The 1,382-nt window shown below is 72.9% G+C and carries 2 protein-coding genes; both read left to right on the forward strand.

Features of this window, described 5'->3' with window-relative positions:
• Window positions 1-997, forward strand: a 997-nt coding sequence (locus B7767_RS41165) for a beta-ketoacyl reductase (protein WP_143652964.1), incomplete at its 5' end; no start/stop codon positions are given.
• Between the two features lies 1 nt (window position 998).
• The coding region (locus B7767_RS41170) for an MATE family efflux transporter (protein WP_218775867.1) at window positions 999-1,382 on the forward strand (384 nt) is incomplete at its 3' end.

The raw sequence follows: 1,382 nt of genomic DNA on the forward strand, positions 1-1,382 counted from the left end.
GCTCGGCGCCGGCGTGCACCCGGTGGCCGCCGACGTCGCCGACGAGGCCGCGCTGGCGGACGTGCTGGCCGCGATCCGCGCCGCGCACGGCCGGGTGGACGGCATCGTGCACGCCGCCGGCGTGCCCGGCGACAACCTCATCGCCTACCGGGACGCCGACGATTTCGCGTCCGTCCTGCGGCCGAAGCTGCGCGGCGCGTTCCTGCTGCACCACCTGACCCGGGACGACCGGCCCGACTTCGTGCTGCACATGTCCTCGGTGGCCGCGGTGTTCCCGGCCCTCGGGCAGGCCGACTACGCGGCCGCGAACCTCTACCTGGACCACCTGGCCCGCACGCTGAACACACCGGAGCACCGCGTGGTCAGCGTCGACTGGGTGGCCTGGCGGGAGGTCGGCATGGCGGTCGACACCGGCGTCAGCGAGGACCTGGTGTTCCGGTCGCTGCGCACCCGTACCGGCCTCGACCTGATCGACGCGGCGCTGCGCGGGGACCGGGCGGGGTTCTTCGCCGGTGAGATCAACTACACCAGCGACCTGATGAGCGTACTGCCGACGTACCACGTCGCCCTGTCCGCGGACATCGAGGACAAGATCGAGACGGGACTGGCGGCGATCGAGGAGCGGTCCAGGCAGAGCCTCACCCGCGTACGCGAGGCCGTGGAGTCCACCGAGGTACGGCTCACCGGGCGTCCGGACGACGGGTACACCGACAGGGAGCGGATGGTGGGCCGCTGCCTGGCGCACACCCTCGGTCACCCGGTGATCGACGTCCACGCCGACTTCCGGGACCTGGGCGCCGACTCGATCATGGCGCTGACCATCGGCAACAGCATCTCCGCCTGCCTCGGCCGGCAGTTCGACACCGTCGACCTGATGAGCGAGCGCACCGTGGCCGCCGTCGCCCGGCTCATCGAGAACAAGTACGACACGGGCGGGCCGGACGACGACGGCGACGACGCGTGGCTCGACGAGCTGCTGACCATGCCCGGAGACTGACGTGCCGGACCTGACGCGGGGCCCGGTCCTGACCGGCATAGTCGGCACCGCGGCCCCGCTGGCCCTGGCCAATCTGCTCCAGCAGGGCTACCTGCTGGTCGACAGCGCGGTCGTCGGCCGGTACGTGGGCGTCACCGGGCTGGCGGCACTGGGCGCGGCACAGCCGCTGTACGCGATTCTGACCTCGCTGTTCACCGGTGTGTCCGGCGCGTTCACGGTACGGCTCGGACACCTCGCCGGCGCCGGACGGCGTGACGATCCGAGCGCGCTGCTGGCGCTGGCGGCCTGCACCGCGGTGTGGTCGGCGCTCTGCGCCGCGGTCGCGGTCCTGGCCGCGGCGCCGCTGCTGGCGCTGACGGGCGTGACCGGCGAGGTCGCCGCCGAG

The organism is Streptomyces sp. 13-12-16, assembly GCF_002114215.1.
Classification (GTDB): Bacteria; Actinomycetota; Actinomycetes; order Streptomycetales; family Streptomycetaceae; genus Streptomyces.